This window comes from Streptomyces sp. NPDC034085 (genome assembly GCF_055575555.1).
Genome location: NZ_JBVISL010000002.1, coordinates 926,560 through 951,206, shown reverse-complemented (window position 1 = coordinate 951,206; position 24,647 = coordinate 926,560). Strand labels below are relative to the sequence as shown.

Here is a 24,647-nt window from a genome sequence, read left to right as displayed (position 1 = left end):
CGGTCCGGGTTGTGACGGTCCGTGCGGGCGACTAGGGTCGGGTGGCCTTGGTGTTCGGGAAACCGGTGGAAAACCGGTGCGGCCCTCGCCACTGTGATCGGGAAGTCCGGCTCCAATCCTGCGGGAAGCCACTGGGCCCGCGCGGGAGACCGCATGGGCCCGGGAAGGCGGAGCCAGGGCATCAGTACCCGTGAGCCAGGAGACCGGCCGGGGCGCGTCGTCCATCCACGAGGTGCTGGAGAGGTCTCCCCACACATGCATATAGCCGAGGGCTTCCTGCCCCCCTTGCACGCGGCCGCCTGGGGCGCCGCGTCCGCCCCGTTCGTCGTCCACGGGGTCCGCGCCCTGACCCGCGAGGTGAAGTCGAACCCGGAGAGCACGCTGCTGCTCGGGGCGTCCGGAGCGTTCACCTTCGTCCTGTCCGCCCTGAAGATCCCGTCGGTGACCGGAAGTTGTTCGCACCCGACGGGGACGGGGCTCGGGGCCATCCTCTTCCGGCCGCCGATCATGGCGGTGCTCGGCACGATCACCCTGCTGTTCCAGGCACTGCTGCTGGCCCACGGCGGGCTCACCACCCTCGGCGCCAACGTGTTCTCGATGGCCATCGCCGGGCCCTGGGCGGGCTACGGGGCCTACCGGCTGCTGCGCGCCTCCAACGTGCCGCTGATGGCGGCCGTGTTCTGCGGCGCGTTCTTCGCCGACCTGGTCACCTACTGCGTGACCTCCGTCCAGCTGGCGCTGGCCTTCCCCGACCCGGCGAGCGGCTTCCTGGGCTCGCTGGAGAAGTTCGCGGGCATCTTCGCGGTCACCCAGATCCCGCTCGCGGTGAGCGAGGGGCTGCTGACCGTCCTCGTGATGCGGCTGCTGATGCAGTCCAGCAAGGCGGACCTGGTCCGGCTCGGCGTCGCGAAGCTGACCGGCGGCGAGCGGACGAAGACGGAGGCGGCGCTCTGATGTCCAGGAACGCGAAGATCAACGGCCTGCTGCTGCTCCTGGTGGCGGCGCTCGCCGTGCTCCCGCTCGCGCTGGGGCTCGGCGACGGCAAGGAGGAGCCGTTCACCGGCGCCGACGCGCAGGCCGAGAGCGCCATCACCGAGCTGAAGCCCGACTACGAGCCCTGGTTCTCCCCGCTGTACGAGCCGCCGTCCGCGGAGATCGAGTCCGCGCTGTTCGCCCTCCAGGCGGCGCTCGGAGCCGGCGTGCTCGCCTACTACTTCGGCGTCCGCAAGGGCCGCCGCCAGGGTGCGGCGCACGCCCTGGCGCAGGCCGAGGCCGCCCGCTCCGCCCCGGAGTCGTAGGAGGTGCTGCCGATCGACGTCGCGGCCCACTCCAGCCGCTGGCGGGGCCGCCATCCGCTGGAGAAGGCCCTGCTGGGGTTCGGGCTCACCCTCACCGCCGTGAGCCTGCCGCCGTGGCCGGGCGGGCCGCTGGTCGCGGCGGCGACCCTGGCGGTGCTGCTGGGGCCCGCCGGGGTGGCCGGGCGGCAGCTGTGGCGGGCCTTCCGGGTGCCGCTCGGGTTCTGCGTGACCGGGGCGCTGCCGCTGCTGGTGTCGGTGGGCGGCCCGGACGGCTTCCTCGCCCTGGCCCCGGACGGGCCCCGGCACGCGGCGGAGCTGCTGCTGCGCACCTCGGCGGCCTCCCTCGGAGTGCTGCTGTTCGCCTTCACCACGCCGGTCTCGGACGTGCTGCCGCGGCTGGTGCGGGCCGGGGTGCCGGCGCCGGTGGTGGACGTCGCCCTGGTCATGTACCGGATCGGCTTCCTGCTGCTGGACTCGATGGCGCAGGTCCGCCGCGCCCAGGCGGCCCGGCTCGGGCAGACCAGCCGGGCGGCGGTGTGGCGTTCGCTGGCCGGGCTCGCGGCGACCTCGTTCGTCCGGGCCTTCGACCGCGCCGCCCGGCTCCAGGAGGGGCTGGCGGGGCGCGGTTACGACGGCGCGCTGCGGGTGCTCGTGCCCGGGGCGACGCTGTCCTGGCGGTTCCTGACGGGGTCCGCCGCCCTGCTGGCCGCCCTGGCCGCGGGGACCCTCGTACTCAAGGAGCTGTGGCTGTGACCGCGTTGGTGGAGCTGGTCGGCGCGGGATACGCCTACGAGGACGGCCCGGCCGTGCTGTCGGGGGTGGACTTCGCCATCGCCGAGGGCCGCGCGCTGGTGCTGCTGGGCCGCAACGGCAGCGGCAAGACCACGCTGATGCGGCTGCTGAGCGGGGGTCTGCGGCCGGGGCCGGGGTCGCTGCGCCTGGACGGCGCGGAGGTGGCGTACGACCGCAAGGGCCTGACCCGGCTGCGGACCTCGGTGCAGCTGGTGGTGCAGGACCCCGACGACCAGCTCTTCGCGGCCTCCGTCGAGCAGGACGTGTCCTTCGGCCCGATGAACCTGGGGCTGCCCGCCGGGGAGGTCCGCGAGCGGGTGGAGGCCGCCCTGGCCGCCCTGGACATCACCGCGCTGCGGGACCGCCCGACGCACCTGCTGTCGTACGGGCAGCGCAAGCGCGCGGCGATCGCCGGCGCGGTGGCGATGGCCCCGCGGGTGCTGATCCTGGACGAACCGACGGCCGGGCTCGACCCGGACGGCCAGGAACGCCTGCTGGACGCCCTCGCGGGCCTGCGCGCGGGCGGCACCACGGTCGTGATGGCCACCCACGACGTGGACCTCGCGGTCCGCTGGGCGGACGACGCGGCGGTGCTGACCCCGGCCGGCATCCGCACCGGCCCCGCCGGTGAGCTGCTCTCGGACCCGGAGCTGCTGGCCTCGGCGGGCCTTCGCCAGGCCTGGGCCCCGGCGGTGACGGCCTTCCTGCGCGCCCACGGCCTGCTGGCCGCGCACCTGCCGGGGCCGCGGGTCCCGCAGGCGCTGGCCGAGTGGCGGCCGGCGGTCTCGCCGGCCGGTCCGCAAACCTAGGATGGCGGCATGTCACTGCCGCACGCCATCCTCACCGCCCTGCTCGAGAAGCCCTCGTCGGGGCTGGAGCTGACCCGGCGGTTCGACAAGTCCATCGGCTACTTCTGGTCCTCGACGCACCAGCAGATCTACCGGGAGCTGGGCCGGCTGGAGGAGGCCGGGCTGATCCGGGAGCTGCCGAGCGAGGTGCCCGTGCGCGGGCAGAAGAAGGAGTACGAGGTACTGCCCGACGGGCGCGCGGAGCTGGCGCGGTGGGTGGACGAGAGCCAGGACCCCAAGCCGGTGCGGGACGCGCTGCTGCTGCGGCTCCGCGCGGCGGCGGTGGTCGGACCGCAGGGGCTCGGGGCGGAGCTGCGGCGCCATCTCGACCTGCACCGGGCGCAGTTGGCCACGTACGAGGGCATCGAGGCGAAGGACTTCCCGCCGGGGCGGGACACCGCCCCGGACCGGCTGCGCCGGCTCGTGCTGCACGGCGGCATCGCCCTGGAGGGGTTCTGGCTGAGCTGGCTGGAGGAGGCCCTCTCGGAGGTGGAGGAGCTGTCCTCGGCGCAGGACGCGGCGCCGCCGCGGGGCGGGACTCCGGCCTGACGCGCCCCCGCCCCTGCGGGCGGGGCGGAGGCGGGCGCGGCGCGCCTACTTGTTCAGGGAGGCCCAGAACTCGTCGAAGCTGAGCAGCTTGTCGCCGTCGGCGTCCTTGGCGGCGATCACGGAGTCCGCGATCGAGGCGGTGACGTAGTGGTCACCCATCTCCTTCATGGCCGCGCTGTACTCGTCGGCCGTGACGAAGCCGTCACCGTTCACGTCGAACTTGTCGAACGTCGCGCGTGCGCTCTCGATGTCAGCCACTGGGTCCACCCCTTCTCGGTGCTTGTTGACCGGCTCAGGGTAGCGGCAGCGGGCCCGCGGCCCCGCCGCGGGTCCCGGTCGGCCGGCAGATATGTATTTCCTCAACCGCGTACAAGCCCGTGGAACAGCCGGTGGAACGGCCCGGAAAACGCGCGGAGGCGATAATTCCGGCCAAGAAATCCGATTGCCCCTTGTCACGCTCCGGGATCACGGCATAACGTACCGGCATTGCCGCCACACCAGGAGCACGGGGCTCCCAGGGACATGCGGCACCAAGGGTTGCCGCCGGTGACGATCGCAGCTGACGCAGCATGAGAGCTCCGCCCCTCCCCCGTGCGTGCCGCCACTTCGCCGCAGGTCTCACGTCCGGCGCGCGCGGCTGTCCCGGCCCGCCGGGAGCGGGGTGGGAGCGCTTTCGGAATTCCGGATGAATTCCGCCTGCCGGCTACCGAACGGGACGGAGCGCATTTTCCGGCGGCCGACGGCGCATTCCGCAGGGACGCGGGCGAAAGGGGCCCCGTATTCCGCCGGGCGGAAAGCGCCCGGAGGCGAATGCAGCCGCGTACCGGCTGAGCGGGAGAGCCGGTACGCGGGGCGGGGCGGGCACGGTCGGCGCACGCGGCCGAGGAGCGTACGGGGCTCCTCGGCCCGGCCGCCGGCCGCGGCAGGCGTACGGCTTCACCGGGGGGCCGCCCGGGCGACGTCGGTCGCCCCGGAGCCGCCTGGTGGATGTCGGTGTCCCGGGAGCTGTGCGAGCTCCCGGGACACCGTCGCACACGGGGGCCGGCGGCGGGGCTACCGGAAGATGCCGGTGTGACCGAGGGAGTAGCGGCCCGGCTGCGGGTAGACGGCGAGGCCGTGGGGGCCGCCGCCGACGGGGATGCGCGCCAGCTGCTTGCCGCTGGTGGTGTCGATCGCGTAGACCTCCCCGTTGTAGCGGCCCGACAGCCACAGCACCTTGCCGTCGGCGGAGACCCCGCCCATGTCGGGGCTGCCGCCGTCCGGCAGCTCCCACTTCTTGGTGAGCCGGTTCTCCTTGAAGTCGAAGACCGAGATGCTGCCCTCGCCGCGGTTGGAGACGTACATCTGCCGGGAGTCGCGGCTGACGTACAGGCCGTGGCAGCCCTTGCCGGTGGGCAGCAGCTTGGGGACGTCGAACTTGTCGCCGCTGAGCACCCACATGCCGTGCGCCATCATGTCCGCGACGTAGAAGGTCTTCCCGTCGGGGGAGATCTTCACGTCCTGCGGCATCGCGCCCTCGAAGGGCAGCTTCTGCTGGCCGATCACCTCCATCTTCTCGGTGTCGACCTTGAGCAGTTCGCCGGAGAACTCGCAGCTGACGATGAAGTACCGGCCGTCCGCCGAGAAATCGGCGTGGTTGACGCCGAAGCAGGTCACGGGGACGGTCTTGACGCGGTCCATGGTGTGCGGGTCGCGGAAGACCAGCTCGCGGTCCATGGAGGCCATCACGACCGCGTACTTCCCGTTGGGCGTGAAGTACAGGTTGTACGGGTCGTGCACCTCGACGGCCTTGCCGGCCTCACCGGTGGCGGGGTTGATCGGGGTGAGGGTGTGGCCGCGGTTGTTGTTGACCCACAGGGTCTTCATGTCCCAGGAGGGCACCACGTGCTGCGGCTGGACGCCGACCGGGATGGTGTCGATGACCTTGTACGTGGCCGGGTCGATGACGGACACCGTGTTGGAGTTGGTGTTGGGGACGTAGACCCGGGACGGGAAGTTCTTGACCACCGGCGAGAGCCGGTTCGGCCGGTCGGCGGCGTACACGTCGTGCGGGTCGAGCAGCGGGGGCATCCCGGCCAGTCCCGGCGGCACGGCCGGGACGGCTTTGGCGGGCTTGGCCGGGCCCTTGGAGCCGAGCGCCCCGGCGGGGGCCTTGTCGGCCGATCCGCAGCCGGCCAGGGCGGCGAGGACCAGACCGGCCAGCAGCACGGTGGCCTTCCGGGGAAGGCGGGTGGTCTTCATGAGGTCAGCAGCTCCGTGGTGGTCACCGCGCGCAGTCGGCGGCGCGCGAGTTCTTCGAGGAGGGGCGGCATCGCGTCGACCGTGTCCGCGTAGCCGAAGTGCAGGCTCACCACCGATCCGCGCTGGATCGTCCCGGTGACGGTGCGGATGACGGCCGCGGCGCCGGGCGAGGTGAAGTCGAGGGAGTCCACGTCGTACGAGAGGACGTGGGGGTAGCCCGCCCGCTGGGCGAGCCTGCGCACGAGCGGGCTGGCGTGCTGGGTCTGGGAGGGGCGGAACCAGGTGCCGATCGAGCCGGTGAGGCGCTTGAGGCGCTGGGCGCAGCCGGTGATCTCGGCTTGGGCCTCCGCCTCGGACATGTCGTTGATCGCGAGGTGGCGCTGGGTGTGGTTGCCCAGTTCGTGGCCGCCGTCGAGGATCCGCCGGGCCATCTCGGGGTGGGCGTCGAGCCAGCTGCCGATGGCCAGTACGGTGACCCGCGCGCCGCCCTTCTCGGCCGCGGCCAGTACGGCGCGGGCGAGGGCGGGGTCCCCGTTGCCGTGGAAGGTGAGCGCGACCTGGGGGCGGTCGCGGGGGCCGTGCACGATCTCGACGGGCTGTCCGGGGAAGCGGCGGGGGGCCGGGGCCGCGGGGGCGGGCCCGGCGGGCCGGTCGGGTCGGGCGGGGGCGGGCCGGACGGGGCCCGGCGCCGCCGGACCGCCGCCCGTGCCGCAACCGGCGGTGAGGGCGCCGGCGGCGGCCACCGCGGTGGCGCGCAGGGCCGTACGGCGGTCTGGGTAACAGAGCACCCGCCCATTTAAGTGCCGCTTGACCCCGTAGGTAATGATTGACCCAATTTGGGACTTTCGCCGAACGAGTCCGCAGAGTCGACTGTCCGCTATGTGATCAAGGATTTACGCAGAGCGGTCGATATTTATTCGTTGATTGCGAGGTGGGTGGCTCATCTCACCTAGGATTTAGGTGCGAACTCATGAGATATGCACACTTATGTCCGAGTCGGGACTTTTGGCGTTCGGGCCCATGTCTGCCATAGTCGGAACCACGGCTTCCCTTTGACCCGAGCGAAGTCTCCCGCCGAGGATCACACACCCCACCGATCCTCGGCGCACCCATGGAACCCCCGCAGCGCCCCACCTCGGCGACAGGGGGTTTCTGGCGTTCCGGGCCCTCAGCGGTCGGCGACCCGCATCTCGAACCAGGTGATCTTGCCGCGCGGCAGCAGGTCGGCGCCCCAGCGGTCGGACAGCTTGTCGACGAGGTAGAGCCCCCGGCCGGTGGTGTCCAGTTCGTGGACCGGCATCAGGCAGGGCAGCCCGCGGGAGGGATCGCGCACCTCCACCCGGATCCAGCCGCGCCGGCGCAGCATCCGCAAGCCGAAGGAACGGGCCCCGGTGTGGCGCACGGCGTTGCCGACGAGTTCGGAGACCAGCAGGACGGCGTGCTCGGAGATCTGCGGCGACAGCCCCCAGAAGCGGATGACCACGCTCTGGGTCAGCCGGCGGGCCCTGCTCGCGGACTCCGGCATGGACGGCAGCGTCACCTCCGCCTCGGCCGGGTTGCCGTACAACTCCAGCGCCCGCAGGCCATCTTCGTCCTCGGCCGCCGCCGTGAGCCGTACGGCAGAAGCGCTGCTGCGCTGCCGCGGCTGTTCCACACCCTCCAGGCCCGCCATGCACCCATCATGGACGGCCCGCGCGCCCGTCCGGGCCGTTCCGTGGGAATACACCCCCCGGAATGATCGATTCCGAGGGGGTGCTCCGGCATATGCGACGGGCAACGGAAGGCCGCATGGACCACCCTGACCTGGGGTGACGTTCCGCTGATCGACGATCACGGTCAGTGGATCACGGTTCCCCCTTAAGGCTGCCTTAAGGCCTGGCTAATCCACCCCCACGGGTTTCGTGCAGCCGCGCTCATGCGCCCTTCGAGGGACGAGCCCGTAGAGCTGCGCTCATACGAACTTGGCCTTGCCCGGGCCCTCTTCGACGAAACTGCGCATGCCGCGCTCGCGGTCCTCGGTGGCGAACAGGCCGGCGAACCAGTTGCGTTCGATGGTCAGTCCGGTGTCGATGTCCGCCTCCAGCCCGGCGTCCACGCACTCCTTGGCGGCGCGCAGCGCGATCGCCGGCCCCTGCGCGAGCTTCGCGGCCCACGCGTGCGCCTGCCCGTACACCTCGGCGGCGGGCACGATCCGGTCCACCAGGCCGAGCGCCAGGGCCTCTTCGGCCTTGACCATGCGGCCGGTGAAGATGAGGTCCTTCGCCTTGGAGGGGCCGATCAGCCGCGAGAGCCGCTGGGTGCCGCCCGCGCCCGGGATCAGGCCGAGCAGGATCTCGGGCTGGCCGAGCTTCGCGTTGTCGGCGGCGATCCGGTAGTCGGCGCACAGGGCGAGCTCGCAGCCGCCCCCGAGGGCGTAGCCGGTGATCGCGGCGACGACGGGCTTGGGGATCCGGGCCACGGCGGTGAAGGCGTCCTGGAGCGCACGGGACCGGGCGACCATGGCCGCGTGGTCCATGTTCTGCATCTCCTTGATGTCCGCGCCGGCCGCGAACACCTTCTCCCCGCCGTAGAGCACGACCGCCCGCACGTCGGCGCGGTCGGTGGCCTCCGCCGCGAGCTCGCGCAGCCGGTCCTGGGTGGCGATGTCCAGGGCGTTCATGGGCGGGCGGTCCAGCAGGATGGTGCCGACGCCTTCGGAGACTTCGAGAGAGATGGTCATACGGGGAAGGTTAGCGCCGGTTAACCCGAGGTGGCCCGGTGCTGTGGGTCACAGCACCGGGCCACCGGACTACGGACGCGGGGGTGTTACTTGATCCACTCCGCCCAGTCCATGTTCCAGCCGTTGAGGCCGTTGTCCGGGGCGATCTGCTTGTCCTTGGAGTTCTTCACGATCACCACGTCGCCGATCAGCGACTCGTTGTAGAACCACGCCGCCGGGGTGTTGGGGTCGCCGGCGCCGCGCTCGTCCTCCAGGCCGACGCAGCCGTGGCTGACGTTCTCCGAGCCGAACGTGCTGGAGGAGGCCCAGTAGTTGCCGTGGACGAAGGTGCCGGAGGTCGACAGGCGCATCGCGTGCGGGACGTCGGAGATGTCGTACTCGCCGCCGAAGCCGACGGTGGCGCCGTTCATCCGGGTCACCTTGTACTTCTCGCTGATGACCATCTGCCCGTTGTAGGTGGTCGTCGCCGGGGCGCCCGCGGTGATCGGGATGGTCTTGAGGACCTGGCCGTCGCGGACGACCTCCATCTTCTTGGAGGTCGCGTCGACGGTGGTGACCTGGGAGCGGCCGACGGTGAAGGTGACCGTACGGGTCTGCTTGCCGTAGACGCCGGGACGGCCCTCGACGCCGTCGAGCGCGAGCTTGACCGTGACCTTGGTGCCCGCGGCCCAGTACTTCTCGGGGCGGAAGTCGAGGCGGTCGTTGCCGAACCAGTGGCCCTCGACCGGCACGGACGGCTCGGCCGTGACCGTGATGGCCTTCTCGACGGCCTCGGTGTTGGTGATGCCGCGGGTGAAGTTGATGGACACCGGCATGCCGACGCCGACGGTCGAGCCGTCCTCCGGCGTGTAGTGGCCCACGAAGGTGTTCTGCGGGGTCAGGGTGGTGAAGGTGGTGTCCTTGGCGGACTCCCGGCCCGCCTCGTCCTTGGCGACCGCGTGCACCTTGTACTCGGTGGCGGCGGCCAGGTTGCGGGCGGGCTCCCAGGTGGCGCCGTCGGCGGCCACCTTGCCCTCCACCGCGTTGCCCTTGGTGTCGGCGACCGTCACCGTGGTCAGCTTCCCCCCGGAGCTGGTGATCTTCAGGACGCCGCTGGTGGCGACCTCCTTGGACCCGTCGTCCGGCTTGACGTTGACCACGGCCTTGGACGCCTCGGTGCCGGTCTTCGCCCCGCCACCACCGGCCTTGCCGTTGTCCCCGCCGCTCCCGCCGCTGGTGCCGCCGCCGCTGCACGCGGTGGTCAGCAGCAGGGCCGCCCCCAGCAGGAGGGCCGGCAGGCCGGTGCGGACGCGGCCGCGTATCGGCTGCAGGTTCACTCGTGTTCTCCCCATGTCCCCCGCGCGCGGACAGTCGCGCGCTTGTCGACAGGAAATCACATGGGGAGACTACGAATAGGCACAGTCATGTCACCGTTCCGTCCCAAGTGCCGGGGCGAACGGGCCGTCAGCCCAGGGGCCGCCCGGCGGGAGCCAGAAGAGCGGGTTCGCCCCGGGGCCCTCGGGCCGGCCGTGGTCGGGGCGGTCGTGGTCGGGGCGGTCGTGGTCGGGGCGGTCGTGGTCGGGGCGGTCGTGGTCGGGGCGGTCGTGGTCGGGGCGGTCGTGGTCGTGGTCGGGCCGCGCGTGCTCGGGGCGGGCGTGCCCCGGACCGTCGTGGTCCGGCCGTCCGTGGTCGGGGCCTTCGTGGTCGGGCCGGCCGTGGCCCGGCTTGCCGTGGCCGTCCTCCTTGCAGTGGCAGCCGTCCTGGCCGTCGTGGGCGCGCCGGTTGAGGAGCGTGACGGCGATCCGGTGGCCCGGGGTCCGCCCGTTCAGCGTCAGCGGGCCGGTCACCGGGTCGCGCGGCAGGACGTAGCCGTCGGGGACGTCCGTCTCGACCACGTAGTACGCGCCGTCCGCGAGCCCCTCGAACGCGCAGACCCCGTCCCCGCCGGTGGTGCACTCGGCTCCGGCCCGCTCGTCGGCGTTGATGCCCCGCCGCTGGAGGCCCGCCGTGTGGTTGGTCTCCTTCCAGAGCTCGAACTCCGCGCCGCGCAGCGGACGCCTGGTCCCGGCGTCCTTCTTCAGGACCTCGATGGTGCCGGTCGCCTCCTGGCCCTCCTTCCGGTTCGGGACGGTGAGGACGACGACCTCCTCGGCGTCGTCCCGGGCCAGTTCGAACGAGGTGACCGGGTCGCCGGGCCGCTCGTAGCCCGGCGGGAGACCGGTCTCCCGCCAGTAGTAGCGCTCCCCGACCGGCAGCTCGACCGTGCAGGTGCCCCGCTCGTCGGTGACGCAGGCGCCGTCGAGCCGGGTGTCGGGGTCCTCCCGGGTCTGCAGGCCGGCGACGCCGTTGCTCTCGCGCCACAGTTCGAAGCGGGCGCCGGACAGCGGTTCGCCGTTCTCCTCGTCGACCTTGCGCAGCACGACCCCCGCGCTGCCGTCCGGGTCCGGGGACCTCCGGTTGACGGCCACCCACCGCACCCCCGCCGGGAGGTTCTCGGGCGTCAGGACCAGCTCGCGCACGGGGTCGGAGGGCAGGTCGTACCCGGGGGGTGCGGCCGTCTCGCGCCAGTAGAAGGTGCCGGGCTCCTCGGTGCGGGTACAGGTGCCGTCCGCCCCGGTGGTGCAGTCGCCGGCCCGGGTGTCGGCGTCCGGGCCCTCGGGCTGGAGCCCGTCGCGGCCGTTGGTCTCGCGCCACAGCTCGAACCTGGCCCCGGCCAGCGGGCGGCCGTTCTCGTCGTGCTTGACGACGGTCACCGCGCCCCTGTCCGGCGGGGCGGGCGCGCAGTCGGGCAGGTCGCCGTCGAAGGGGTAGGAGTGGAACTCCGCGCCCAGGCCCGTGGTCTCCGACGGGCTGGTGTGGGTGACGCTGCCGGCGGTGAAGAAGCGGCCGTTCACGCCGATCACGGAGACGGTGGCGACCGAGGCCTGCGGGCCGATCAGGACGCTGCCGCCGAGCTGCGCCGAACCGGCGACGGTGACCGCCCGGGCGTCGGGGAAGTTCCACAGCAGCCGCTCGCGCAGCCCGGCCGGCAGGAGGACGTTGTTGACGCGCAGGGCCGGGGATCCCCCGGTGACGTTCACCAGGACCGTGGCGCCGGCCGGGATCCCGGTGAAGCGCACCGTCTGCTGCGCGGTGCCGGGGCCGGAGAGGTCGAAGTCGACGTTGAAGACCTGGAGCGGGGAGCTGCCGTCGCCGGTGAAGACGGTCTCCTGGGCGCTCCACACGGCCCGGCCGGTCGGCGTGCGGGGGACCCCGCCGGGCAGGGCGTAGCAGGTGCTCGCCTTGGAGAGCCGGTCCCGCAGCGGGGCGTAGGGGCGGGCCGCGTCCTCGTCGTGGACGCGGGTGCCCGTCACGTTGCCGGTGAGGGTGCCGCCGTGGCGGACGACGCCGCCGTCCGCGAGGAGGGTCTGGCGCGGGGCGACGGTGACGTCCCCGCCGGTGGTCAGGAAGTCGGAGCCGTTCGGCGGGGGGACCCGGGAGCCGACGCCGGCGATGCCGACGTTGTAGACGGTGCCGCCGGCGGACTTGTTCATGTCGAAGCCGCCGAGGACGACGACGCGGCCCTCGGCCTCGGCGGCGCCCCGGCGGACGAGCATGTCCCCGCCGACGAAGACGTTGATGTTCGTGTCGCGTCCGGTGAAGGGGAGGTTGTTGGGTTCCGGCCACACGGACGGGCAGGCCTCGCCGGGGCCGGTCCCGGGGATGCAGGGGCCGAGTCCGCCGGGCAGCGGGGCCCGCAGGGCGCGTGCCGCCGCCGGCGGTTCGGCGCCGCCGGGGCCCGAGGCGAGGGCCGCGGGGGCCCCGGCGGCGAGTACGACGCCCACGGCCAACCCGAGGGTCCAGTTCCTTGCTGACATGGCTCTCCGTCCGCTGTATCGGCCACCTGCCCGCGCCGGTGGCCCTGACAGGCTGCGGGCGGGCTGTGGCGCGGCGGACGGAAGACACTCTGCGGGTACGGCATTCCGGTATGACGATCACTCGATTGCACCGCTTGCCCCGGGTGCGGGGCGGTCCGCGGCGTGTCAGGGGGGCGGCTGGTGGCGGGAGGGGTCAGCCGACGGCCGAGCCCGCCACCCAGTCCGCCCAGGACATGTTCCAGCCGCCCAGCCCGTTGTTGGGGGCGACGGTCTTGTCCTGCGAGTTCACGACCTCCACCACGTCCCCGACCAGGGTCCGGTCGAAGAACCAGCCCGCCGGGGTGTCCGAGCCGCCGCCCTTGTCGTCGCGCAGGCCCACGCAGCCGTGGCTGGTGTTGGTCGAGCCGAAGGTGTCGGGGCTGGCCCAGTAGTTGCCGTGCAGGAAGGTGCCGGAGGCGGTGAGGCGCATGGCGTGCGGGACGTCGGGGATGTCGTACTCGCCCTTGCCGTCCTCGCCGGTGAAGCCGACGGTGGCGCCGTTCATCCGGGTGACGTCGAACATCTCCATCACCACCATCTTGCCGTTGTAGGTGGTGTTCTTGGGTGCTCCGGCGGTCACGGGGATGGTGGACAGCAGCTCCCCGTCCCGCCGGACCTCCATGGTGTGCGCCGCCGCGTCGACGGTGGAGACCTGGGAGCGGCCGACGGTGAAGCGGATGGTCTTGTCCTGGATGCCGTACGAGCCGGGCGCGCCCTCGACGTCCCGCAGCGCCATCTTCACGGTGACCTCGGTGCCGGCCTTCCAGTACTGCTTGGGCCGGAAGTCGAGGCGCTCGTTGCCGAACCAGTGGCCCACGACCTCCACGGGGGGCGTGGAGGTGACGGTGATGGCCCGCTCCACCTCGGCGCGCTGCCTGACGGGCCGGCTGAAGCTGAAGGAGACGATCATGCCGGTGCCGACGGTGGAGCGGTTCTCGGGCTTGAAGTAGCCGATGAACCGTTCCTCGGGGACGTAGGTGGTGAAGGTGGTGTGCCGGGCCTGGCGGCGGTTGTGCCCGTCGAGGGCGACCGCGTCGACGGTGTACTTGGCGGCGAGCGAGAGCCGTCCGGCGTCGGCGTCGGGGCTCCAGCTGAGCCCGTCGGCGGCGATCTCGCCGGGGACCTCCTCCTCCTGGGCGTCCTCGACCTTGGTGACCTTCACCCGTTCGAGGCGGCCCTCGGGGACGTGCACCCGCAGCGGGCCCTCGGCCGGGACGTCCTTGGCGTTGTCGTCGGGGGTGATCCGGATGGCCTCGTCCGGGGAGCGTGGTTTGCCGGGCAGCTGGATCTCGACGGGGGACCCGCCGTCTTCGGTGCAGCCGGTCAGCCCGCCCAGCAGGGCCGCCCACGCCGCCACGGCGGCCAAGCCCGCCCCTGCCCGCCTCGTCAGAAGAGTCACGCCCCGTCCAACGACGGGGGCCCTCCGGGGGAAACGTGAGGGCCGGGCACGTTCCGGGCAGAACAGTCCGGGCAGAACAGTGTGAAGGACCAGACGGGGGCGGGCCCTGGCCGGGACGCCGCGGCCGCACTCCCCCTGCCGGTACCCAGGAGCCGTGGAGGCGGGCAGTGTCGAGCGCAGCCGAGCAAGAGGCGGTGGAAGCCGCCGCCAGTGGCGCCAGCAGGGGCGTCGCGGGCAGGGACGCCGTACGGGCGCGGATCCAGGCGAAGGTGTCACGGGCGGCCGCCCACCCGTCGCCACCGGTGTGGCCGGGTTCCTCGCACCCCCTGGGCGCCCGCTACCACGCGGGGCCGGGCGGGGTGGAGGGCACCAACTTCGCGCTCTGGGCGCAGGGCGCGGAGTCGGTGGAGCTGTGCCTGTTCGACGCGCTGGGGGCGGAGACCCGGTGCACCCTGGCCGAGCTCACGCACGAGATCTGGCACGGCTTCGTACCGGGCGTGCGGCCCGGGCAGCGGTACGGCTTCCGGGTGCACGGGCGCTGGGACCCGTGGACGGGTGCCCGGTACAACCCGGCGAAGCTGCTGCTGGACCCGTACGCCCGGGCCGTCGACGGGGACTTCTCGCTGCCGCCGGAGGTGTACGGGCACGTGCGGGACTGGCCGCAGCAGTACATCGCGGACACGGTGCGCGACGACCGCGACTCGGCCCCGTTCGTCCCGAAGGGGGTGGTCGTCCACGATGACGACGACTGGGCGGACGACGTCCGGCCGAAGACCCCCTGGGCCGATTCGGTGATCTACGAGCTGCACGTGCGCGGTTTCACGATGCGCCATCCGGGGGTTCCCGAGGAGCTGCGCGGCACGTACGCGGGGCTCGCGCACCCGGCGGCGTTGGAGCACCTGACGGCGCTGGGCGTGACGGCGGTGGAGCTGCTGCCGGTGCACCAGTTCGCGCACGAGGACCACCTGCTGCGCCGGGGACTGCGCAACTACTGGGGCTACAACTCGGTGGGCTACTTCGCCCCGCACGCCGGGTACTCGGCGAGCGGGACGGCCGGGCAGCAGGTCGGCGAGTTCAAGCGGATGGTGCGGGCCCTGCACGCGGCGGGGATCGAGGTCATCCTCGACGTGGTCTACAACCACACGGCGGAGGCCGGGGAGCTGGGCCCGACGCTGTCACTGCGCGGGATCGACAACCGGGGCTACTACCGGCTCCAGTCCGACCAGCGCCGCTACGCCGACTACACGGGCTGCGGGAACACCCTGCACGCCGGGCGTCCGCACGTGCTGCGCCTGATCACCGACTCCCTGCGCTACTGGGTCACGGAGATGGGGGTGGACGGCTTCCGCTTCGACCTGGCGGCGGCGCTGGCCCGCTCGATGCACGACGTGGACATGCTGTCGCCGTTCCTCGCGGTGATCGCCCAGGACCCGGTGCTGCGGCGGGTGAAGCTGATCGCGGAGCCGTGGGACGTGGGCTCGGGCGGCTACCAGGTGGGCGCGTTCCCGCCGCTGTGGACGGAGTGGAACGACCGCTACCGGGACGCCGTACGGGATTTCTGGCGCGGTGCGCTGCCCGACGTGCGGGACCTCGGGTACCGGCTGTCGGGGTCGAGCGACCTGTACGCGTGGGGCGGGCGGCGGCCGTACGCCTCGGTGAACTTCGTGACGGCGCACGACGGTTTCACCCTGCGGGACCTGGTCAGTTACGAGCGCAAGCACAACGAGGGCAACGGGGAGGCGAACCGGGACGGCACCAACGACAACCGGTCGTGGAACTGCGGCGCCGAGGGCGAGAGCGACGACCCGCGGATCGGGGCGCTGCGGCGGCGGCAGCTGCGCAACCTGCTGACGACGCTGCTGCTGTCGACGGGCGTGCCGATGCTGGTCGCGGGTGACGAGTTCGGGCGCACGCAGGGCGGCAACAACAACGCGTACTGCCAGGACAACGAGACGGGGTGGGTGGACTGGTCGCTGCTGTCGGACCCGGCGTGGAGCGAGCTGTTCGCGCTGACCCGGCGGCTGATCGCGCTGCGCCAGGCGCATCCCGTGCTGCGCCGGCGGGCGTTCTTCTCCGGGCGGGCGCAAGGCGCGGACGGGCTGCGGGACCTGGCCTGGTTCACCCCGGCGGGGGCGGAGATGACGGAGCGGGACTGGTACGCGCCGGCCGCGGCGGTGGGCCTCTACCTGTCGGGCCGCGACATCCCGGGCCGTGACGAGCGGGGCCGCCAGGTGACGGACGACAGCTTCCTCGCCCTGCTGCACGCCGGGGGCCGGCCGGTGGAGTGGGTGCTGCCGGGGGCGCCGTGGGGGGCGGCGTACGAGCTGGTGCTGGACACGTCGCGGGAGTCCCAGGCGGACGCGCCGGGGACGCGTCACGGGGGCGGGGAGCCGCTGACGGTGCCGGCCCGGTCGGTGCAGCTGCTGCGGGTGGTGAGCTGACCTGCTGCCCTGAGTTGGCCGATCCGGAGCGGAAGCCTTCGTTCCCCCTGCGATGATGTGCCCTTCCTGCGAACGAACACATGACCACACGAACAGGGGTACGCATGGGGAGGGCCGGGACCGCGCTGCGGGAACTGCGGGGGGCACAGAAGTCGGCCAAAGGGGTGTCGCTGTACTCGCGGTTCGTGAACCGGCCCGCCGGCCGCTACCTGGCCGCCGGCTCGTACGCGCTGGGGCTGACCCCCAACCAGGTGACGCTGGTCAGCGCGGCCTTCAGCTTCGCGGCCGTGGCGGCGGTCGCGCTCGCCGCGCCGTCGTGGGGGCTGGGCATCGCCGTCTGGGCCGCGCTCGCCGTCGGCTTCGCCTTCGACTCGGCCGACGGGCAGCTGGCCCGGCTGCGCGGCGGCGGGAGCGCGGCGGGCGAGTGGCTCGACCACGTCGTGGACGCCGCCAAGCTGACCGCGCTGCACTCCTGCGTGCTGATCGCCTTCCACCGCTTCCCCGAGGCGTACGGGACCGGCTCGGACGGCTGGCTCCTGGTGCCGCTGGGCTTCCAGTTCGCCGCGGTCGTCACCTTCTTCGGGGGGCTGCTGACCGAGAAGCTCAAGCCCCGGCCGGCCCCGGGCAGCCCGGCCGCGGAGCCGTCGGTCCTGCGCGCGGTGGCGCTGCTGCCGGTGGACTACGGGGTGTTCTGCCTGGTGTTCCTGCTGCTGGGCGGCGGGGCGCTGTTCCGCTGGGCGTACGCGGGCCTGGGGGCGGTGGCCGCCCTGTTCCTGGTGGCGTTCCTGGTGAAGTGGTTCCGGGAGCTCAGCGCCGTTCGGCGGTGAGCTGCTCCGGCAGCGGTGCGGCCGCCGGCTGGGCGAGGGCGTCCAGGGCGCGGCGCAGCTGGGTGCTGGAGGTGTGCACGGTGTAGGGGAAGTAGACGACGTCGACCCCGTGGGCGGCGAAGTCGCGCTCCAGCTTGGCGCCCTTGGGCGTGCCCCGCCAGTCGTCGCCCTTGAAGATGACGTCGAAGCGGACCTGCTTCCAGGTCTCGACCTTGTCCGGGACGGTCTCCACGAAGGCGGCGTCGACGTACTTGACGCTGCGGACGATCTCCAGCCGCTCCACGAGCGGGATCATCGGGCGGCGGCCCTTGGCCAGTTCGGCCATCTCGTCCGAGACCACCCCGGCCACCAGGTAGTCGCAGCGGCTGCGGGCGTGCCGGAGGATGTTGAGGTGTCCTATGTGGAACAGGTCGTAGGCGCCGGGCGCGTAGCCGACCCGGTAGGGCCGGCGCACCGACGGCGCGGCCTCGGACATGTGACGTTCCGTCATGGATTCCCCCCAGGCGGCCGCACCCCCCGGTGCGGCGGATGAGCAGACAATAGCGTGCACGTTCCCCACCCTGCCGGTGAACGAATAGGGTGACGTGCGCACCATTCAGGGGAGAAGGGGACGGTCAGTGTCCACATCCGGTCACCGGCGCCTGCTGCTGGTTTCCACCAACTACGCCCCCGAGCATGCGGGCATAGGCCCCTACGCCACGCAGATCGCGGAGCACTGGGCGGGTCTCGGCCATGACACGCACGTACTGGCGGGCATGCCCCACTACCCGGCCTGGTCGCTCGAGCCGGAGTACAAGGGGGCGCTGCGGCGCACGGAACGGCGCGCGGGAGTCACCGTGCACCGGCGCGCGCACACCGTGCCGCCGCGTCAGACCGCCGTCCGGCGGGCGCTGTTCGAAGGATCGATTCTGCTGCACGGGGCCGTGGCCCCGCCGCGGATGCCGCGGCCGGACGCGGTCATGGCGCAGATGCCGAGCCTGGCGGGCGGGGTGACGGCCGCCCGGCTCGCGGCGCGGTGGAAGGTGCCGTTCGTCCCCGTCGTCCAGGACCTGATGGGCGCCGCCGCGGCGCAGAGCGGCATCAGCGGCGGTGACAGGGCGGCCGCGCTCGCCGGGCGCGCGGAGGCGTACGCCCTCAGGCGGGCCGCCCTCGTCGGCGTCATCCACGAGACGTTCGTGGACCGGGTCGTGGGAATGGGCGTGGACCCCGGGAAGATACGCCTGGTCCCCAACTGGTCCCACGTGCCGAAGCCCACCAAGCCGCGCGGGGAGACCCGCCGCCACCTCGGCTGGGCACCCGGCCAGACCGTCGTCCTGCACTCCGGGAACATGGGCCTCAAGCAGGGACTGGAGGTCCTCGTCGGCGCGGCCCGGCTGGATCCGGACGTCCGCTTCGTCCTGATGGGCGACGGCAGCCAGCGGGCCGCGCTGGCCGGCCTCGCCGCCGACGTGCCGAACCTGGACATCATCCCGCCCGCCCCCGACGGCGAGTTCCCGGACGTCCTCGCCGCCGCGGACGTCCTCGCGGTCACCCAGCACGCGGCCGTGCTGGACATGAGCGTGCCGTCCAAGCTCACCTCCTACTTCCAGGCCGGCCGGCCCGTCGTCGCCTCCGTCGCGGCGCGGGGCGGGACCGCCCAGGAGGTGGAGCGTTCGGGCGCCGGAGTGCTCGTACCGCCGGAGGACCCCGCGGCGCTGCTGAAGGCCGTACGGGCCCTGGCCGAGGACCCCGAGGGCGCCGACGCGCTGGGCGCGGCCGGACCCGCCCACGTGGCGGCCCACCTGAGCCGGGAAGCGGGGCTGGCCCGCATCGACGCACTGATCGACGAAGCACTTGGGGGTCCCCAGTCGTGACCGAGACGAACCGCCCGGCAGCGGCCCCGGCCGAGGACGAACCCGATCTGCTGCGGGACCAGTTCAGGCAGCTCCTGCGCTACCGCCGGCTCCTCGGCGCGGGCGTGGCCGTCGGTCTGCTGGGCGGCGTCTACCTCGGCGTCTCCACGGCGGACACCTACGTGTCCGTCGCGGACGTGGTGCTGCGCGCCCCCACCGACGACCCGTTCAACCCGAGCCTGGCGCCCGACAAGGCCATCAACATCGGCTCCGAGCGCCAGGTCGCGCTCTCCAGCTCCACGGCCGAGCAGGCCGCGAAGAAGCTGGGCGTGGCCGGCAAGGACTTCTCCGCCTTCCGCGCCGGCCTCCAGGTGACCAACCCGCCGCAGACGATGGTGCTCCGGTTCACCTACACCGCGGCCTCCCCCCGGGAGGCCGCCCGGCGCGCCAACGGCATGGCCGCCGCCTACCTGCTCAAGCGGCAGGAGGCCCTCGACGTCACCCGCGACACCATGGTCAAGGGGTACGAGGCCCAGCGCGATCCGGTCGCCCGGCAGCTCGACGAGGTGGCCCGGCAGATCAACGCCATGCCGGCCGGCACCGCCCGCGACGCGGCCCTCTCCTCCCGGACCGACCTCCAGAACAAGGTCAACACGCTCAACGGCAACATCGCCAAGCTGGGGGCCCTGGACATGACCCCGGGCCGGGTCACCAGCGCGGCGACCCCGCCCGCCGGGGCCGACGGGCCGGGCCTGCCCATGTCGCTGGCGCTCGGCGGGGCCGTGGGGCTCGCGCTCGGCCTGCTCGCCGCGTGGGTCCGGCTGGTCTTCGACCCGGCGCCGCGCTCCGAGGGCGACGTGGCCCGGGCCCTGCGCGCGCCCGTCCTCGGCTACCTGCCCCGCGACAGGACCGGCGGCGGCCCGCTCCTCGCGGCCGGGGAGGCCGATCCGCGGCTCGCCGAGGAGTACCGCTCGGTGGCCTTCCGGCTCGCCTACGACGCCCGCTTCGCCGACCGGCGCCGGCTGCTGGTGGTCGCCCCGCGCGGCAGCAGCGAGACGGCCGCCGCCGTGGCCGTGAACCTGGCCGCCTCCTTCGCCGAGACCGGCAAGGACGTCCTGCTCATCGAGGCCGACCTGCGCACCCCGGTCCTGGCCAGCCAGCTGCCGACCGACGCGGGCGGGCGGCCGCGCTGGAGCGCCATGCCGGGCGGCTCCGGTACCGGCGACTGCGAATGGCCCGACGGGCGCCGGCTCGTCGTGGACGCCGCGGAGTCCGGCGACTTCGACCTGATCCCCGGCGACCGGGTGCGCAACGTGCCCCGTTCACTGACCGCCCCCCGCACCACCCGGCTGATCTCCGAGGCCGACTCCCCCAACTCCACCGTCGTGGTGCTCGCGCCGCCCGTGCTCTCGTACGCCGACGCGCTCGCCCTGGTCGACCGCGTCGACGGCGTCCTGGTGGTCTGCGACCCGCGCGCCGTGCACCGCGCCGACCTGGCCCGGATCCGCGAACTGATCAGCGGCGCGGGCGGGACCGTCCTTGGCGCGGTGCTGCACGCCCCGCCGCCCTCCGAGAAGCGCGGGGCCGGACGCGGGAGCGCCCGGGCGGCCGCCGCGCCCGCCCCCGGTGCGGTGGCGCCGCCGGCCGGCGGGGCGGACGGGACCGGCGAACAGGCCCCGGCCGAGGCCCCCGACACGGTGGCGCTGCGCACCGTCCGCACGGGCCGCAGGTGAGCCGGCGGGGTCTCGCCGCGCTCTCCTCGGTCCTGGACCAGGCCGCCTCCAGTGCCACGAACATCCTGGTGCTGGTGCTGGCCGCCCGGCTGTCACCGGCGTCGGGCTTCGCCGACTTCTCGATGGTGTACGTCGCCTTCAGCGTGCTCCTCGGGCTGAACATGGCCTACGTCGGGCAGAGCGTGGTGCTGGAGAAGGGCGAGGGGCTCGGGCGGGTCTGCCGCTCCTCCGTGCTGTTCACGGCCGCCGCCTCCGCGGTGGCCGCGCTGCTGCCCGCGCTGGCGGGCCTGGTGGTGCCCGGGGACGCCGGGCGGGCGTTCCTCGCGCTGGCCCTCGTCCTGCCGCTGGTGCTCGTGCAGGACGGGCTGCGGTACTGCTTCTCCGCCCTGCGCGTGCCCGAGCGGGCGCTGGCCGCGGACGCGCTGCGGCTGGCGTGCGTGGTCGCGGCGCTGGCAGTGCAGCCGTACGGGGCCTCCCCGGGCCGGCTCGTCCTGGTGTGGGGGCTGTCCGCGCTGCCCGCGCTGGGGCTGGGCCTGTGGCTGCTGCGGCCCTACGTGCGCGGGGTGCGCGGGGACCTGCGGCCCTATCTGCGGCGCGGGCACCTCGGCCTGCGGTTCGTCGTCGAGTTCGCCGTGGGCAACGGCTCCAGCCAGCTCGCCGTGCTCGGGCTCGGGGTGTTCGCGACGCCGCTCGCCGTCGGCGCGCTGCGCGGCGCCACCACCCTCTTCGGCCCGCTGAACGTGCTGTTCAACTCGGCGAACGCCTTCGGGCCGCCGGTGGTGGGGCGGGCTTCCGGCAAGCGGGGCGTGGTCCGGCTGACCGTGCTCATGGGGGCGGCGCTCGCGGTGCTGGGCGCCGGCTGGGCGGCGGTGCTGTACGCGCTGCCGGCCGGGCTGGGCCGCAGGCTGCTGGGCGACACCTGGGCGGCGGCCGCCGCGCTGCTCCCGGCCACGGGCGCGCAGTACGCGGTCATGGGCCTGGGCACCTGCGCCCTGCTGACCCTGCGCGTGCTCCGTCCCGAGGCCACCCTCTCGCTCCAGGTGGTGTTCTCGCTGCTGTCGGTGGGGCTGCTGCTGGGCGGGTACGCCGTGTGGGGGGTGGCGGGCGCCGCCTGGGGCCTGGCGCTGGGCTCCGCCGCGAAAGCGGCCGCCGGGTGGCTGCGGGTGGTCCGCCTGAGGGTGCCGGCGGAGGTGGCGGCCGCCGCGTGAGGCACGCGGGAGCGGGCCCGGGACGGTGTCGTCCCGGGCCCGCGGTGTGTCCGGATCAGTTGTAGGTGCCGGTGAGGGAGACGCCGGTCCGGGTGCCGCTCACGCCGGTCAGGTCGACCGGAGCGGCGGGCGACCAGGTGCCGTTGAAGGCGCGGATGGTGTGCAGGACCCGGCCGTCGGTGGTCACGAACGCCGCCTGGAGCTCGTTGTCGACCGCTGCCGCCGCGACGTCGGTGACCGTGACGCCCGCCGGGACGACCGCCGACAGGTCGTTCAGGACCCACTGGCCGCTCGCGAAGCGGGCGCCGTGGTAGCGCTTCGCGCCGCCCTCGGCCGTCACCACCAGCTGGAGGTCCCCGCCCGTGCCCGCCACAGCGACGTCGTCGACACCCGTCACACCGGTCTCGGCGGAGGCATCGCCCCAGCTGGTCCACGTCCCGTCGGCGTGCCGGACGGTGTGGAAGAGCGTGCCGTTCGACACCGCCACGATCTGCGTGTCACTGCCCACCTGGGACATGGCCACCTTCGTCACCGGAGCCGCGCCCGGGGCGCCGACCGCACCGAACGGCGCCCACGTCCCGTTCGCACGGCGGACCGTGTGGTAGACCTTCCCGTCCGCCACCACCACGACCTGGACCTCGGTGCCGGACGAGACCGCCGCCACCTGCGTGATGTTCGCCAGCGTTCCGGCCTCGCCTGCCACGTCCCCGAAGCCCGTCCAGGAGCGGTCGGCGAAGCGCAGCGCGTGGTAGAGCTTGCCCTCGTTGCTCACGGCCAGGACGTGCGTGTCGCCGTTGACGCCCGCCTCGGCGGTCGTGCGGACGCCCGTGGGGACCTCGCCCGTCACACCCAGGACGTCGCCGAAGCCGGTCCAGGTCCGATCCGCGTTGCGGACCGCGTGGTAGATCCCGCCGCCGGACTCCACCGCGACCTGCGCCCGCCACTGGCCCGCCGGCGCCGGCGGGGTGGTCGTGTCGTCGCAGTTCTTGCTGGTCAGCGTCGAACCCATGCTGAAAGGCGTGCCGTTGAAGACGGACTGCTTGACCACACCGTTGTACTGCTGCTCGTAGTGCAGGTGCGCACCGGTGGAGTTGCCGGTGCTGCCGACGATGCCGATCTTCTGGCCCCGCGCCACGTGTGACCCGACGCTGACGTCGTAGTCGTTGAGGTGGGCGTAGAGGGTCTTCCAGCCGCTGCCGTGGTCGACGACCACGTACTTGCCGTACGAACCGCTCAGGGTCTTGGCGACGCTGACGGTGCCCTCGGCGCTGGCGAGCACGGGCTGGTTGGCGGTGGTGGACCCGTGCGTCCAGTCGATCGCCAGCGTGGACGGGCTGTGCCCGCTGTAGGTGTTGCCCGCCCAGGCCTGACCGCAGCTGAAGGGCATCTGGTACCCGGGCCCCGCGGCGTAGGAGGGGGACGCGGCGAAGGCGACGAGGCCGGAGGCGGCGAGGGCGAGACCGGTGGCGGAGGTCAGCGCACGACGGGTGAAGGTGGTGGACATGGTGGCTCCTCGGATGTGTCGCGGGTGTCGTGCGCTGGTCAGTTGAAGGTGGCGGTGATGGACACGCCGGTGTGGGTGCCGCCGACGCCTGTCAGGTCCATGGGGGCGGCGCCCGTCCAGGTCCCGTCGAAGTGGCGGATGGTGTGCAGAACCCGGCCGTCGGTCGTGACGAACGCCGCCTGGAGCTCGTTGTCCACTGCCGCCGCCGCGACGTCGGTGACCGTGACGCCCGCCGGGACGACCGCCGACAGGTCGTTCAGGACCCACTGGCCGCTCGCGAAGCGGGCGCCGTGGTAGCGCTTCGCGCCACCCTCGGCCGTCACCACCAGCTGGAGGTCACCGCCCGTCCCGGCCACGGCCACGTCGTCGACGCCCGTCACACCGGTCTCGGCGGAGGCATCGCCCCAGGAGGTCCACGTCCCGTCGGCGTGCCGCACCGTGTGGAAGAGCGACCCGTTCGAGACGGCCACCACCTGCGTGTCACTGCCGACCTGCGAGACCGCCACCTTCGCCACCGGAGCCGCGCCCGGGTTGCCGACCGCACCGAACGGCGCCCACGTCCCGTTCGCGCGGCGCACCGTGTGGAAGACCTTCCCGTCCGCCACCACCACGACCTGGAGCTCCGTACCCGACGAAACCGCCGCCAACTGCGTCACGTTCGGCAGCGCGCCGGCGACCGCGTGGACGTCCCCGAAGGTTCCCCAGGTGCGGTCCGCGTTGCGGATGGTGTGGTACAGCTTGCCCTCGTTGCTCACGGCCAGGACGTGCGTGTCGCCGTTGATGCCCGCCTCGGCGGTCGTGCGGACGCCGCCCGGGAGGGCCGCCGCCTCGCTGTCGACGTTGCCGAAGCGCGTCCAGGTGCCGTTGTCGAAGCGGGTGGCGTGGTAGATCCCGTTGCCGGAACCGATCAGCACCTGTGCCTTCCACGACTGGGCGGGGGCCGGCGGGGTCGGGGCGTCCGGGTACGGGTCGGCGTGGTCGCTGCCGAGTCCGGCCAGGCGGCCGCAGGAGGGCCAGGCGCCCGGGCCCTGGCCCGCGAGCACCTTCTCGCCTATCAGGATCTGCTGCTTCTTGGTGGCCTGGTGGGCGTAGGCCGCGTAGGCCGTGCCCCCGTAGGCCCGCCAGGTCGACGCCGAGAACTGCAGGCCGCCGTAGTAGCCGTTGCCCGTGTTGATGCTCCAGTTCCCGGAGCTCTCGCACTGGGCGACCTTGTCCCAGGTCGCCACGCTGGCGGCGGAGGCGGGGACCGCGCCGAGGGCCAGGAACGCGGACGAGGCGACGGCCACGGTGGCGGTGAGCGAGGCGAGCGTGGTCAGGCGACGGCGAGCAGACATGACAATCCCCCATAATCCGGACATGAATGAGCCACGTGTGTGCAGCG

21 protein-coding genes and 1 riboswitch are annotated in these 24,647 nt (G+C 73.2%); of the genes, 10 read left to right on the top strand and 11 right to left on the bottom strand.

What is annotated here, in order from left to right:
* The first annotated feature begins 31 nt into the window (after positions 1 to 31).
* A riboswitch (cobalamin riboswitch) is annotated at positions 32 to 226 on the top strand.
* A gap of 29 nt (positions 227 to 255) precedes the next feature.
* From ACZ501_RS09745 to ACZ501_RS09725, 5 genes are read left to right on the top strand one after another with little or no spacing between them, the layout of a single operon-like run.
* Positions 256 to 954 carry an energy-coupling factor ABC transporter permease gene (locus ACZ501_RS09745; RefSeq protein ID WP_361605540.1) on the top strand — a complete coding sequence of 233 codons (699 nt, stop codon included), beginning with the start codon at positions 256 to 258 and terminating at the stop codon, positions 952 to 954.
* A complete protein-coding gene (locus tag ACZ501_RS09740; protein ID WP_361605543.1) occupies positions 954 to 1,298 on the top strand; it encodes an energy-coupling factor ABC transporter substrate-binding protein in 345 nt (114 codons plus the stop codon). Before ACZ501_RS09745 ends, ACZ501_RS09740 begins: the two co-directional genes overlap by 1 nt.
* Positions 1,299 to 1,301: 3 nt before the next feature.
* Positions 1,302 to 2,051, top strand: coding sequence for a cobalt ECF transporter T component CbiQ (gene cbiQ / locus ACZ501_RS09735; RefSeq protein WP_361605546.1), 750 nt, complete (start codon positions 1,302 to 1,304; stop codon positions 2,049 to 2,051).
* Entirely contained in the window at positions 2,042 to 2,899 is an 858-nt protein-coding gene (locus tag ACZ501_RS09730; protein ID WP_468793696.1) for an energy-coupling factor ABC transporter ATP-binding protein, read from the top strand. Before cbiQ ends, ACZ501_RS09730 begins: the two co-directional genes overlap by 10 nt.
* Before the next feature lie 9 nt (positions 2,900 to 2,908).
* On the top strand, positions 2,909 to 3,487 hold the full coding sequence (locus tag ACZ501_RS09725) for a PadR family transcriptional regulator (RefSeq protein WP_361605552.1): 579 nt from the start codon (positions 2,909 to 2,911) through the stop codon (positions 3,485 to 3,487).
* A gap of 45 nt (positions 3,488 to 3,532) precedes the next feature.
* Here ACZ501_RS09725 and ACZ501_RS09720 read toward each other — a convergent pair whose 3' ends face one another.
* The 8 genes from ACZ501_RS09720 to ACZ501_RS09685 form a co-directional block, all read right to left on the bottom strand.
* A complete protein-coding gene (locus tag ACZ501_RS09720; protein WP_361605555.1) occupies positions 3,533 to 3,745 on the bottom strand; it encodes an EF-hand domain-containing protein in 213 nt (70 codons plus the stop codon).
* 795 nt (positions 3,746 to 4,540) lie between these two features.
* Positions 4,541 to 5,728: a YncE family protein gene (locus ACZ501_RS09715; RefSeq protein WP_361602734.1), complete on the bottom strand. Its 1,188-nt coding sequence runs from the start codon at positions 5,726 to 5,728 to the stop codon at positions 4,541 to 4,543.
* Positions 5,725 to 6,516, bottom strand: a complete 792-nt coding sequence (locus ACZ501_RS09710) for a polysaccharide deacetylase family protein (RefSeq protein ID WP_468793693.1) — start codon at positions 6,514 to 6,516, stop codon at positions 5,725 to 5,727. Before ACZ501_RS09710 ends, ACZ501_RS09715 begins: the two co-directional genes overlap by 4 nt.
* Positions 6,517 to 6,896: 380 nt before the next feature.
* Positions 6,897 to 7,505 carry an ATP-binding protein gene (locus tag ACZ501_RS09705; protein ID WP_468793690.1) on the bottom strand — a complete coding sequence of 203 codons (609 nt, stop codon included), beginning with the start codon at positions 7,503 to 7,505 and terminating at the stop codon, positions 6,897 to 6,899.
* Positions 7,506 to 7,679: 174 nt separating this feature from the next.
* Positions 7,680 to 8,447, bottom strand: a complete 768-nt coding sequence (locus ACZ501_RS09700; RefSeq protein WP_361602725.1) for an enoyl-CoA hydratase/isomerase family protein — start codon at positions 8,445 to 8,447, stop codon at positions 7,680 to 7,682.
* 86 nt (positions 8,448 to 8,533) lie between these two features.
* Positions 8,534 to 9,778 (bottom strand): L,D-transpeptidase, encoded by a 1,245-nt coding sequence (locus tag ACZ501_RS09695; RefSeq protein WP_468793687.1) that lies wholly within the window; start codon positions 9,776 to 9,778, stop codon positions 8,534 to 8,536.
* 75 nt (positions 9,779 to 9,853) lie between these two features.
* Positions 9,854 to 12,283 (bottom strand): choice-of-anchor A family protein, encoded by a 2,430-nt coding sequence (locus tag ACZ501_RS09690; RefSeq protein ID WP_468793684.1) that lies wholly within the window; start codon positions 12,281 to 12,283, stop codon positions 9,854 to 9,856.
* Between the two features lie 193 nt (positions 12,284 to 12,476).
* A complete protein-coding gene (locus tag ACZ501_RS09685; protein WP_468793681.1) occupies positions 12,477 to 13,688 on the bottom strand; it encodes a L,D-transpeptidase in 1,212 nt (403 codons plus the stop codon).
* A gap of 200 nt (positions 13,689 to 13,888) precedes the next feature.
* Between ACZ501_RS09685 and glgX the strand changes: the two genes are divergently transcribed.
* On the top strand, positions 13,889 to 16,162 hold the full coding sequence (glgX, locus tag ACZ501_RS09680; protein ID WP_468793678.1) for a glycogen debranching protein GlgX: 2,274 nt from the start codon (positions 13,889 to 13,891) through the stop codon (positions 16,160 to 16,162).
* A gap of 104 nt (positions 16,163 to 16,266) precedes the next feature.
* Complete coding sequence (locus ACZ501_RS09675) at positions 16,267 to 16,989, top strand: CDP-alcohol phosphatidyltransferase family protein (protein ID WP_361602713.1); 723 nt, start codon at positions 16,267 to 16,269, stop codon at positions 16,987 to 16,989.
* Here the strand turns inward: ACZ501_RS09675 and ACZ501_RS09670 are convergent.
* Positions 16,970 to 17,479, bottom strand: coding sequence for an FAD synthase family protein (locus tag ACZ501_RS09670; RefSeq protein WP_361602710.1), 510 nt, complete (start codon positions 17,477 to 17,479; stop codon positions 16,970 to 16,972). The two genes, ACZ501_RS09675 and ACZ501_RS09670, sit on opposite strands and share 20 nt — an antisense overlap.
* A gap of 157 nt (positions 17,480 to 17,636) precedes the next feature.
* Here ACZ501_RS09670 and ACZ501_RS09665 point away from each other — a divergent pair, with 157 nt between their 5' ends.
* The 3 genes from ACZ501_RS09665 to ACZ501_RS09655 are packed head-to-tail and all read left to right on the top strand — an operon-like array spanning position 17,637 to position 21,762.
* The gene (locus ACZ501_RS09665; RefSeq protein WP_362455951.1) at positions 17,637 to 18,842 is read left to right on the top strand and encodes a glycosyltransferase family 4 protein; all 1,206 of its coding nucleotides are present in this window, start codon (positions 17,637 to 17,639) and stop codon (positions 18,840 to 18,842) included.
* Complete coding sequence (locus ACZ501_RS09660) at positions 18,839 to 20,554, top strand: lipopolysaccharide biosynthesis protein (RefSeq protein WP_468793675.1); 1,716 nt, start codon at positions 18,839 to 18,841, stop codon at positions 20,552 to 20,554. Before ACZ501_RS09665 ends, ACZ501_RS09660 begins: the two co-directional genes overlap by 4 nt.
* Positions 20,551 to 21,762: an MATE family efflux transporter gene (locus ACZ501_RS09655; protein ID WP_362455905.1), complete on the top strand. Its 1,212-nt coding sequence runs from the start codon at positions 20,551 to 20,553 to the stop codon at positions 21,760 to 21,762. Before ACZ501_RS09660 ends, ACZ501_RS09655 begins: the two co-directional genes overlap by 4 nt.
* 55 nt (positions 21,763 to 21,817) lie before the next feature.
* Here ACZ501_RS09655 and ACZ501_RS09650 read toward each other — a convergent pair whose 3' ends face one another.
* Both ACZ501_RS09650 and ACZ501_RS09645 read right to left on the bottom strand, forming a co-directional pair.
* Positions 21,818 to 23,266 (bottom strand): M23 family metallopeptidase, encoded by a 1,449-nt coding sequence (locus tag ACZ501_RS09650; RefSeq protein WP_468793672.1) that lies wholly within the window; start codon positions 23,264 to 23,266, stop codon positions 21,818 to 21,820.
* A gap of 38 nt (positions 23,267 to 23,304) precedes the next feature.
* The gene (locus ACZ501_RS09645; protein ID WP_468793669.1) at positions 23,305 to 24,600 is read right to left on the bottom strand and encodes a transglycosylase family protein; all 1,296 of its coding nucleotides are present in this window, start codon (positions 24,598 to 24,600) and stop codon (positions 23,305 to 23,307) included.
* Positions 24,601 to 24,647: the final 47 nt, after the last annotated feature.

Excerpts from the sequence above, each read along its gene's own strand:
- ACZ501_RS09675 (WP_361602713.1), top strand. The coding sequence starts at position 16,267 with ATGGGGAGGGCCGGGACCGCGCTGCGGGAACTGCGGGGGGCACAGAAG.
- ACZ501_RS09725 (WP_361605552.1), top strand. The coding sequence starts at position 2,909 with ATGTCACTGCCGCACGCCATCCTCACCGCCCTGCTCGAGAAGCCCTCG.
- ACZ501_RS09670 (WP_361602710.1), bottom strand. The coding sequence starts at position 17,479 with ATGACGGAACGTCACATGTCCGAGGCCGCGCCGTCGGTGCGCCGGCCC.
- ACZ501_RS09745 (WP_361605540.1), top strand. The coding sequence starts at position 256 with ATGCATATAGCCGAGGGCTTCCTGCCCCCCTTGCACGCGGCCGCCTGG.
- ACZ501_RS09690 (WP_468793684.1), bottom strand. The coding sequence starts at position 12,283 with ATGTCAGCAAGGAACTGGACCCTCGGGTTGGCCGTGGGCGTCGTACTC.
- ACZ501_RS09695 (WP_468793687.1), bottom strand. The coding sequence starts at position 9,778 with ATGGGGAGAACACGAGTGAACCTGCAGCCGATACGCGGCCGCGTCCGC.
- ACZ501_RS09645 (WP_468793669.1), bottom strand. The coding sequence starts at position 24,600 with ATGTCTGCTCGCCGTCGCCTGACCACGCTCGCCTCGCTCACCGCCACC.
- ACZ501_RS09700 (WP_361602725.1), bottom strand. The coding sequence starts at position 8,447 with ATGACCATCTCTCTCGAAGTCTCCGAAGGCGTCGGCACCATCCTGCTG.
- ACZ501_RS09740 (WP_361605543.1), top strand. The coding sequence starts at position 954 with ATGTCCAGGAACGCGAAGATCAACGGCCTGCTGCTGCTCCTGGTGGCG.
- ACZ501_RS09715 (WP_361602734.1), bottom strand. The coding sequence starts at position 5,728 with ATGAAGACCACCCGCCTTCCCCGGAAGGCCACCGTGCTGCTGGCCGGT.
- ACZ501_RS09650 (WP_468793672.1), bottom strand. The coding sequence starts at position 23,266 with ATGTCCACCACCTTCACCCGTCGTGCGCTGACCTCCGCCACCGGTCTC.